At 73.4% G+C, this 10,101-nt stretch carries 6 protein-coding genes and 1 pseudogene; 4 read left to right on the top strand and 3 right to left on the bottom strand.

Features of this window, described 5'->3' with window-relative positions; all coding sequences use genetic code 11:
• The 3 genes and pseudogenes from ACWEQL_RS37885 to ACWEQL_RS37875 all read right to left on the bottom strand — a co-directional run.
• A pseudogene (locus ACWEQL_RS37885) lies at positions 1-1,125 on the bottom strand (hypothetical protein); the annotation flags it as partial.
• Positions 1,125-3,014: an HSP90 family protein gene (locus ACWEQL_RS37880; protein WP_452155381.1), complete on the bottom strand. Its 1,890-nt coding sequence runs from the start codon at positions 3,012-3,014 to the stop codon at positions 1,125-1,127. The pseudogene ACWEQL_RS37885 and the gene ACWEQL_RS37880, both read right to left, overlap by 1 nt.
• A 133-nt stretch (positions 3,015-3,147) precedes the next feature.
• Complete coding sequence (locus tag ACWEQL_RS37875; RefSeq protein WP_452155379.1) at positions 3,148-4,173, bottom strand: hypothetical protein; 1,026 nt, start codon at positions 4,171-4,173, stop codon at positions 3,148-3,150.
• Between the two features lie 416 nt (positions 4,174-4,589).
• Here ACWEQL_RS37875 and ACWEQL_RS37870 point away from each other — a divergent pair, with 416 nt between their 5' ends.
• The 4 genes from ACWEQL_RS37870 to ACWEQL_RS37855 all read left to right on the top strand — a co-directional run bounded on the left by ACWEQL_RS37870 (position 4,590) and on the right by ACWEQL_RS37855 (position 9,674).
• On the top strand, positions 4,590-6,365 hold the full coding sequence (locus ACWEQL_RS37870; RefSeq protein WP_452155377.1) for a WXG100-like domain-containing protein: 1,776 nt from the start codon (positions 4,590-4,592) through the stop codon (positions 6,363-6,365).
• A 105-nt stretch (positions 6,366-6,470) separates the two neighbouring features.
• Positions 6,471-7,040, top strand: a complete 570-nt coding sequence (locus ACWEQL_RS37865) for an SUKH-4 family immunity protein (protein WP_452155375.1) — start codon at positions 6,471-6,473, stop codon at positions 7,038-7,040.
• A 46-nt stretch (positions 7,041-7,086) separates the two neighbouring features.
• Positions 7,087-7,956, top strand: coding sequence for a nucleic acid/nucleotide deaminase domain-containing protein (locus ACWEQL_RS37860; protein ID WP_452155373.1), 870 nt, complete (start codon positions 7,087-7,089; stop codon positions 7,954-7,956).
• 2 nt (positions 7,957-7,958) lie between these two features.
• A complete protein-coding gene (locus ACWEQL_RS37855; protein WP_452155371.1) occupies positions 7,959-9,674 on the top strand; it encodes a WD40 repeat domain-containing protein in 1,716 nt (571 codons plus the stop codon).
• The last annotated feature ends 427 nt before the right edge of the window (positions 9,675-10,101 follow it).

Below are 10,101 nucleotides of genomic sequence, written 5' to 3'. Positions count from 1 at the left end.
GCCGAGGGCCAGCGGCTCGGCGAGCAGCGGCCGCTGGGCGAGCCGGGCGAGGCGGCGCTCGCCGACGACGGGCGTGCCGTTGCGGGCGTCGAAGCGGGCGGCGAGCGCCCGGCCCTCGGTGCGGACGTGGTCCAGCAGCGAGGTGACGGTCCAGCTGCCGCCGGGCGGGCCGCTGACCGGGACGTCGGCGTGGCCGGCCTCGTGCAGCCGGGCGAGCAGCAGTTCCACGGCGGTCAGGAAGCCGAGCCGGGACAGCTCGTCGCCGCGCGCCTCGAACAGGTCGCGGTTCTCGGCGAGGATCTCCAGGCCGCGCGGCTCGTTGCCGGAGAGCGCGCAGAACTCCAGGTGCAGGCCGACGGCGGAGGCCGTGCTGGACTTGCCGCGGGCGAAGCGGTAGCCGACCAGGTGGCTGGAGCGCGCCTCGTCGGTGCGGCCGAGGCGCAGCAGCGGCAGCAGCGCGTGGGCGTGGCTGACGTACGGCTCCTCGGAGCAGCTGCTGCTGCCGTCCAGGACGGGCCGCCACTCCTGCAGGGCCCGCTCGTCGAGGCCCTCGCGCACGTGGTGGCGGGCGCGGGCGCGGGTCTCGCAGGCCTCGCAGTCGCTGAGCCTGGTCCGCGGCCGGGTGGCCCAGAGGTCGAAGGCGTCGGCCTCGTCGGTGCCGGTGTGCGCGGCGAGGTGGTAGCGCTGGGCATAGTACGGCTGGAGGCCGTGGCCGGCCTTCTCGTAGCGCCCGCGCATCTCCTGGTGCCAGCGGCGGATCGCGTCGAGCGGCACGTCGGGGGTGCTGAGCAGGGCGGTGGCGACCCACTTGAAGCGCCAGAAGACCTGGTGGCGGCCCCAGTCGCTGAACTCGTCGGGGTGCTTGTCCCACAGCTTGAGGATGCGGGCGAAGACGACCGGGGCCTTGCGGCGCTCGCCGTCGTACTCGTACGCCTCCATCAGTTCGAGCAGTGCGAGCGCGTGCAGGCCGATGTCGTCGAACTGCTGGGCGGCGTCGACGAGTTCCTCGGCCGTGACGGTGCGCTGGCGGCCGTACGGGCGGGCGTCGTTGATCCGCAGGGCCTCGACGACCTCGTCCTGGGTCTGGTAGCCGTCCTGACCGTCCGGCATCCGGTTGTCCGACATCACGACTCCTCCGAGCGGGGCTGGTCCGGACCCTCGGCGGCGCGGGCGGCGGCCTCGTGGCCGAACATGGCGTGGTCGAGCAGGCTGATGAACGACCGGTTGATCAGGGCGCTCTCGGTGGAGCGCAGCGGGCGCCGGGTGAGCAGCACCGCCTGCCCGTACAGGGCCTCGGCGGCGGTGACCGCGAGCTCCCGGTGGGAGATGGTGGCCGCTCGGCGCACCAGCGGGTTGAGGTGGTTGAGGACGAGCTGGGCGCGCGGGGTCTCGGAGCGCAGCGAGCCGAGGATGTCGGCCCACAGGCCGTCGGACTCCTCGGCGAGCTGGGCGCGGGTGCGCTCGTGCCGGGCCTCGCGGTTGTCGAGCAGCAGGGCGGGCGCGGTGGTGGGGTGGAAGCTGCGCAGCGCCACGTCGCAGTCGAAGCGGGCGACCACCTCGCGGGCGACGGCGAGGAAGCCGGCGGCGGCGAGCTCGGCGGCGGGGTCGACGGTGTCCAGGTGGGCGGTGACGGTGCCCGGGTCGAGGTCGACCACCGAGCTGCCGGGGCGGATCTCGGGCAGCCGGTGGACCAGGTCGCGGTCGTAGGCGTAGCCGCCGTTGACCACGCCGAGCCCGGCGGCGCCGGCGATCGGGGCGACCTGGCGGAACTCGTCGTAGGTCCGGGTGACCAGGATGACCGGGTGGCTGCGGGCGAACTCGTCGAGGGTGACGTTGCCGTTGGTGGTCTCGAACGGCAGCCAGGGCAGCAGCATCCGCAGCAGCTCGTCGTCGTGGCGGGCCAGCGACTTGACGGCCTGGTGGTGCACGGAGAGGAAGCGGTGCAGCAGCGCCGGGTCGCTGGCGGACAGGCCGGTGAGCCAGTCGCGGATGCGGGCGCCGAGCGCGTCGCGGACGGCCGCGAGGGTCTCGTCGGCGTACAGGCCCTCGCGGGAGGCGGTGGGGCGCAGGCCGTCGGTGTCGACCACGCAGCGCACGAAGAACGCCCAGTCGGGCAGCAGTTCGTCGGCCTGCTCGGAGAGCAGCATGCCCTTGAGGTGGACCCGGTGGCCGGCCCGGCGGGAGGGCGGCACGGCGTCGGGCAGCACGTACGCGACGCCGCGCAGGCCGACCAGGGGCAGGTCCAGCTCGATGGTGTCGAGCGGGGTGAACTCGAAGGTGGCGCGGCAGTACTCGGTGAGCGCGGTGCGGCGGGCCTGCGGGTAGTCGTGCCGCTCGGCCCACGGCGGGGTGCGGTCGATCCGGGTCATGCCGCCGCGGTCGTCGGTCACCACGACCTCGTGGCGCAGCAGGCTGCCGTAGTTGCGGGCCAGTTCGAGGACCTGGCCGGGGCGGGTCCACCGGGCGTCGTCGGCGCGCGGGGCGAGCCGGACGGTGGTGCCGGGCTCGGGCTTGGCCCCGGCGGGCAGGGTGCGGATGGTGTAGCTGCCGTCGGAGCTGCCGCGCCACTCGATGGCCGGCGCGTCCGGGCTCGCGGCGGAGCGGGTGACCACGGTGATGTCGTCGGCCACCACGAAGCAGGAGAGCAGGCCGATGCCGAACTGCCCGATGAAGTCGGAGCGGGCACCGGCCAGCCCGGCGCCGTCCAGCCGGCCGTCGGCGTCGCGCTTGGAGCTGCGGCCGATGGTGGCGAGGAAGGTGTGGACGTCGGCCTCGGTGAGGCCCACGCCGGTGTCGGTGACGGTGAGCTCGTCGTCGCCGGCGTGGACGGTGATCCGGGCGGGGGCCTGCGGGTCGAGGGCCCTGCGGGCGGAGATCGCGTCGACCGCGTTCTGCAGCAGCTCGCGCAGGTAGACCTTGGGGCTGGAGTAGAGGTGGTGGGAGAGCAGGTCCACCAGGCCGCGCAGGTCCACCTGGAAGGTGTGCGCGCTCGTCGGGTTGTCGGCTGGGGTCACCGGGAGGCTCTTTCGGTTGCGGTCGCGGCGGGTTGCGGTCGCCGCTGTCGGCGGGTTGCGGTCGCGGCGCACGTGGCGGACGTGGCAGGCGTGGCGGTGCGGTGGGCGCGGGCGGGGCGCGTCGAGGCGCGCGTTACGGTGCGCAGCTGTCCCGGTGGCGGCGGTAGCCCTCGGCGGCGTCCGAGGCCACGTAGTACCAGGGGAACTCGGTCGCCGCGCCGTCGAGCGTCTCGAACAGGGCGTGCGCGGCCGCCTTCTCGCCGGCCAGCGAGAAGGCCAGCGCGAAGGAGTTGTACGCGGCCTGCCAGCCCCGCTCGCGCCGGTGGGCCGGGTGCAGGATCGAGCGGTTCGCCGCCTCGTGCAGCCGGGCGGCCACCTCCGGGTCGGCCATGTAGGCGTCGTCCGGCCCGTCGTCCAGGCTCAGCCAGTGCTCGATGTGGGCCAGCGCGACCAGCTCGCCGAGCGGGCTGCCCTCGGGGGCGGCCAGCATGGCCTCGCGGGCGAACGCGTGCATCTCCTCGTGGGAGCCGCCCCACTTGGCGGCGAGCTGCTGGAGCCGCTGGCGGTGCGAGGCGGGGTCGCCGGGGTGACGGCGCAGCGCGGCCTCGAAGCGGTAGCGGGACACCTCGGCCGAGTGGGAGGCGCCGCGCGCGCTGATCTGCAGGAAGTACCAGGGCGCGAGCCGGCCGGGCGCGCGCTCGGCGGCCTCGTACAGGTGCTCCTCGGCGATCCGCAGCCGCTCGTAGAAGGTCTCCCACTGCTCGTCGGTGACGTACTTGGCGCGGGCGCCGGTCCGGGCCTCCCAGGCCCAGGCGACGTGGCGGGCGCCGGAGAGCAGCAGCGGCAGGTCGGAGTCGGGCTCGGCGGCGACGGCCTTGGGGATCCACTTCTCGATCCCGGCGACCTCCTTGAGCCGGTCGAGCACCCAGGTGAGCTCGGCCTCGTCGGTGACCGCGGCCAGGCCCTCGCGCAGGGCCTCCCAGTCGAGCGCCTCGGCGTGGGCGAGCAGGGCGGCCAGGCCCGGGTCGCCGAGCGCGGGGTCGATCACGGGCGCCGCCGACGCACTCGCGTCCTCGCGCCGGCCGAGGCCGAACCCCCAGCGGCCGGTCCGGCTCCCCTCGGCGGTCCCCCCGCCGGAGCGGCGTCGGAATAGCGCCATCGTCTGGCCCCCTCGTTGAATGCTCACAGACTCGCACGGCCGTACGACGGCCATTCAGACGCACTGCATATCACGAGGCGCCGACAGTCCCGGCCACCAGGTCTCTCCCCGTCAGCCCCCGGGCGCGTGCGCGACACCGCCGCACGCTCCGCACACACCCCACCCGCCCCTCCGGCTCCCCTCAAGGCCTCGCCCCGCCCCCTTCCAGCTCCCTCCCCGCTCCCCTCACGACCCCCCTCGGAGGAAACCCCCCACACTCCCCACCCAATCCCTCCCGCGCACGTCCGGCTCTCTTCTCACCCCCTCGGAGTAAACTTGACACGACGTAAGTCGTAATATCGGTCAGATTTATTCGTTGGTTCAGGAAACGGGGGACGCGGCTCGCCGAACAGGTGCGCCGCGCCACGGGGGGCTTCATGGGCGTCACACTGCCGAGCTATCTCGACGAAGCGCTGGACCTCATCGGGGTGTCCTGGCCCAACGTCGACGAGGACGACTACCGGCACATGGCCGACTCCATGCGGGAGTTCGCCACCAGCCTGGAGGACGGCACCGCCGACCTCCACAAGGCCATCCAGCAGATGGTGGGCGCCAACGAGGGCGCCGCCGTCGAGGCGATGGAGCAGCACTGGAACAAGGTCAAGGGCAAACACCTCAAGACCCTCGCCGACATCGGACGCGGAGCCGCCGACGGCCTGGACGCCGCCGCACTGCTCATCGAGGGCGCCAAGGTCGCCGCGATCGTCCAACTCGGCATCCTGGCCGCCGAGGTCGCCGCCGCGATCGCCGCCGCCCCGGTCACCCTCGGCATCTCCACCCTCGGCGGCCTGGCCGGCACCCAGGTCTGCCGGATCGCGGTGAAGCGGATCTTCAAGGAGGTCCAGCGCGCGGTCGTGGCCGAGATCATGGCCACCGTGACGGCCCCGCTGGAGGAGGCCCTCGGCGCGATGGCCGGCGACCTGGTCGTCCAGCTCGGCTCCAACGCGCTCGGCCTGCAGAAGGGCGTCGACCTCGGGCAGACCGCCGACGCCGGCAAGTCCGCGATGCAGCTCAACTCCGCCGGCGGCTGCGGCGGCGGTGGCGTCGGCACCAAGATCAGGGTCGACATGGGCTCGTACGGCGACCTGTCGACCGCCATGCGCCGCTGCGGCACGCACTTCCAGGGCGAGGGCGGCAACAAGCTCCGCCAGGCCAAGGCCCACCAGGGCCGCACCCGCGGCAAGGACTCCATCGCCAACGCCGTCAACGGCGCCATGGACTCCGCCATGAAGGGCATCGAGCAGGCCGTCAAGAAGGCCAGCAAGCATGTCGGCGAGGACATGAAGCAGGGCGTCGACCAGATGAAGAAGAGTCATCTGAAGCACGACGACGGCGTCTCCAAGGACCTCCACAAGATCCACAAGCGCGAGCCCAGCAAGGACGACCTGCGCAAGAACCTCGGCGAGCGCCCGGTGTACCTGCTCGGCGACCGCGGCAAGATCGTCAGGCTCACGCCGAACGGCCCGAGGGAGCTGGACGCCGACGACCGGAAGCTGCTCGGCGCCGCGCTCAAGCTCAACAGCAACGACAACGTCGGGAAGCGGCCCAAGAACCCGAAGAACCCCTACTCGTGGGGCGACAGCACCCCGGAGGAGCGCGCCAACCGGCCCCGCGTGGACTCCAAGAAGGTCGGCTGGGACGACGAGCTCGCCCGTGCCACCACCCTCGCCCGGCACGAGGCGCGCCACGACTCCGCGAGCAAGGAGAAGGGGAGCTACGGCAACTACAAGCCGGGCAAGGAGGACGGCATGCCGGAATTCTCCAGCAACAACTACGCCGCCGTCCGGGTCGAGACCAAACCGGGCGAGGACTTCATCCTGGTCGGCCGCAGCAGCAATCCGGTGCACTCCGAGAAGGTGCTGGGCATCCCGTTCCTGGAGAACGGCACCGGCCACATGGTGAAGGACCTCTACACCGAGCGCGCCCCCTGCCAGGGCAGCAGCGACTGCTCGGCCTGGGTGAAGAAGTACTTCCCCCACGTCAACGTCACGCACACCGTGGACTACGGCCCGGACGAGGCCTCGATCGCCCGCGGCAACAAGGAGATCGAGGACCGCCTCAACCGGATGTACCCGGGCGAGCGGCCGAAGTCCGGGAACCCGATCTCGATCTTCGAGGCCGCGATGGACAAGAAGAACAAGAAGAGCACCTGATCCTGCCACCGCATCGGCCGGCCCGGGACATTCGCCCGGGCCGGCCCGTTTTCCGGTTGTTAGACTGACCGCGCCCCACCCCGACTCACCGAAAGCGCCCGTTCCATGAGTCCTCTGATCGACCGTGCCGCGATGGAACTGGTCTTCGACGACGAGCTCGTCACCGTGAACGCCGGGGCGGCCGCCGCGATCCCGCACGAGCCCACCCGCGCCTTCCTGCGCGACATCGGCCTGCCGGACCGCTTCGGCTGGTTCGAGGCCGACGACCGGCTGATGGAGGACGAGCTGGAGATCGGCGGCGACGGCTGGGCCGCGGTCGCCGCCCGCTACCCGCGCAGCACCTTCGACATGTCCACCTGGCTGTCCATCGGCGGCATCGGCATGGACGACGTCAGCGTGGACACCGCGACCGGCGCCGTCTACTGCATCCCCGAGGAGGGCGCGCCCCAGCTGCTCGGCGGCAGCGTCGACGCCGTGATGTACGTCGTGCAGGCGCTGGAGGCGGAGCGGCCCAACTACGACCCCGAGGAGGCCGACGAGGAGAACGGCCTCACCCCGGGCGAGGCCGAGGAGCGGCTGCGGGCGCTGATGCGGACCGCCGGCCTGCCGCTGGACGACCCGGCCTCGATCTGGCACGGCGTCCTCGGCCACGTGGAGAACGCGCTCTCCTACTGACGTCCCCCACGCCCCCACCCGCCTCCGGCCCCTCCAGGAGCACGCCATGACCAACCCCACCGATCGCATCGTGCAGCGGTTCGGCGGCACCGGGGTACGGATCTTCGACACCGTGCCCGGGAACCCGGAGGCCCCCGAGGCCGCCGCGCTGAACCGGGTCCAGGGGCTGGTCCTGCCGCTCGACGTGCTCCCGTACTTCCACACCCGGCCCGACGAGGCCGACACCCTCTACGGCTACGCCCGGGAGGACGGTCACACCCTCGACCAGGCCGACCACCTCACCTGGGCCCGGCTCGGCTCCGACCGCGCCTTCGAGCTGTGCGCCACCCCCGAGGGCGAGGTCCGCGCCCTGATGCTCGGCTACGAGGAGCCCGAGCGGTACGTCAACTCCCGCCCCGAGGCGCTCGCCGAGTGCCTGTTCCACCTGGACGTCCTGATGGAGGAGATCGGCGCCGCCGAGGACCCGGACCAGGCCGCGCACGCCTTCCGGTACGCCGAGCAGGCCATGCGCGACGCCGACCCCGCCGCCTTCGCCGACGCCGACCGCTGGTGGCCGGTGGTGCTGGAGGACATCCGCACCACCGCGAGCACCGAGATGTACGCGACCTTCGAGTTCGTCTCCCCCGACGGCGAGAAGCACCTGGTCACCGAGGCCGGCACGATCTGCGTCCACCCCGAGCAGCGGGTCTGGGCCAAGCTGTACGCGGCCGGCGTCGAGCCCGACCAGGTCACCCGGATCCACACCGAGCTGGAGGCCTGCTTCCTGCCCGGCCACTACTGCTCGTTCTGGCTGTCCGGGATGTTCCCCGACGCCGAGGTCAGCCACCTCGTCCCGGCCGGCGAGAACGCCGCCGAGCGGGCCGAGAACCTGCACCGGCTGCGCGAGATCACCGCCGGGGACCCGGGCCGCGACTGAGCATGAGCAGCCCCGACCCCCACGCCGTCCCCGCCGCCGAACTCCTCGCCTGGGCCGCCGACGGCCCTGCCACGGATACGGACGGGTCCGACGGCCGTCCGCGCCTCGCCCTGGTCACCGGCCCGCGCGGCGCCGGCAAGACCCGGCTGCTCGCCGGACTCGTCGCCGCCACCGCCACCCCGGGCTCCGGCGCCACCGTGCACGCCGTCGGCTTCGCCCAGGGCCAGACCGCCGAGACCCTGGCCTGGCAGCTCGCCCGCCACCTCGGCTACGGCCCGCTCGACCCCGCCCCACTGCTGGAACGGCTACGCCTGGACCCGCGTCCGCTGCTGCTGCTCCTCACCGACCTGCACCGGTCCGGCCGCGGCCCGGCCGGGCTGTCCGCCGCCGACCCGCGCACGGTGATCACCGAGCTGGTCGGCCCGCTGCTCGCCCTGCCTTCCGTCCGGGCCGCCGTCGAGACGGACGACCCGGTGGCGCTCGCCGACCTCGGCGGCGTCGACCTCGACGCCACCCTCGTCGTCTCCGTCCCGCCCCTGCCCGACGCCCCCACGGTGCCCGCCCCGCGCGAGCCCGTCGCCGACACGCTGGTCCCCGGCCAGGACTGGACGCTGGTCGCCGAGGAGGACCGCGAGCACGCGCTCGACCACCTCCCCGAGGCCGCCCGCGCCCTGCTCACCGACCCCGGCTACCTGGTGCACGGCCCCGTCGCGGCGATCACCGCCGCCCTCGCCGACCCCGACCTGCCCGTCCCCGGCCGGCTCCGCGAGGTCTGGCACCGGGCCGCGCCCGCCCTCTCCGTCCCCGGCCTGAGCGAGGCCGACCGCGCCGCCGTGCTGCACACCGCCGCCGTCGGCCTGGACGGGCAACTCGCCGAGTACCTGCGGCCGCTCGCCGTCTCCGCCGGCTGGTACGGCCGCTGGACCCTGCGCCGCCCGGCCGCCGCCCTCGCCGTCAGCCCGGTCGCCGCGACCGCCGTCATCAGCGGCCCGCTCGGCCGGCTCACCGCGCACGACCTGCGCGACGGCGCGGTCATCGACCTGTTCGGCCCGACCCCGCTGCACGCCCCCGCCGGGCTCGCCCTGTTCGGCCTGGACACCGTCCTCGCCCTGGACGCCAACGGCAGCATCCACCCGCTCGGCATGCCCGGCGCCGAGGAGATCCCGCTCGACGCCCTCCGGCTCACCCTGCACCACAACGGCGCCGCCCTCCTCGACCCCGCCGACCGGCCCACCGCCCTCGGGTCCACCCGCCGCACGGCCGCCGTCGGCGACGGCAAGGGCCAGGTCCACCTGTGGCGCGAGGACGAGGAGTACCCGCGGGTCTTCCGCCCCCACGCGGCACCGGTCTGCTCGCTGGCCGGCCTCGAACTCCCCGACGGCGAAACGGTCCTGCTCGTCGCTGGCGCCCTCGACGGCAGCATCCGCCTCTGGGACACCGCCACCGGCGGCGACCCCGTCCTCGTCGAGCAGCGCCGCACGGCCGTCCCCCTCGGCCTCGCCCTCGCCGCCACCCCCAGGGGCCCGGTCCTCGCCGTCTCCTGGTCCGACCAGCGCCTGGACCTCTGGCACCTGCTCACCGGCCGGGCCCTGACCATCCCCGCCCTGCACCGCGCCGACTCCCTCGCCCTCACCGCCAACGGCACCCTCGTCGGCGCCGGCACGGCCGGAACGTGGGCGGTGCGCCTGGACGTCCACGCCCTCTGGCCGGACGACTGACCTCCTTCGGCGCCACCCGTCCGCGGGGATTCACCCGGAGCCGGTGCTGTGACCGCACGGGTTCGCCGGGCTGCTCGATCAGGCGGCGAGGGATGCTCTGCCGCCTCGGCGGATGTCCTTCTCGCTACGGATACGGGCGTGTTCCTCATGCTGGGGCGTTAGTACTCCAGCTGTAGATCGTGATCTTCATACCTGGGATGCGGCTTGTCGTCGGTAGTGGCTGGTGCGGGATCGGGTTTGATGGCGGCGTCGCCAGGTGACCGCAGACCGCAGCGCGGACGCGCTCCGACGGCGGGCGATGTTCCAGCCGCATTACATCGTGATCGGACACATTGATGCTCCTATTGGCTGTCAAGCGGCGGTGAGCCAGTCGCGGTAGGCGTTGGCGAGGTTGTCGTCTCGGCGGATGCCGCGTTCGAGGGTGGAG

The organism is Kitasatospora sp. NPDC004240, assembly GCF_053603215.1.
The sequence above is the reverse complement of the archived record's forward strand: the minus strand, read 5'-3'. Positions and strand labels throughout refer to the sequence as shown.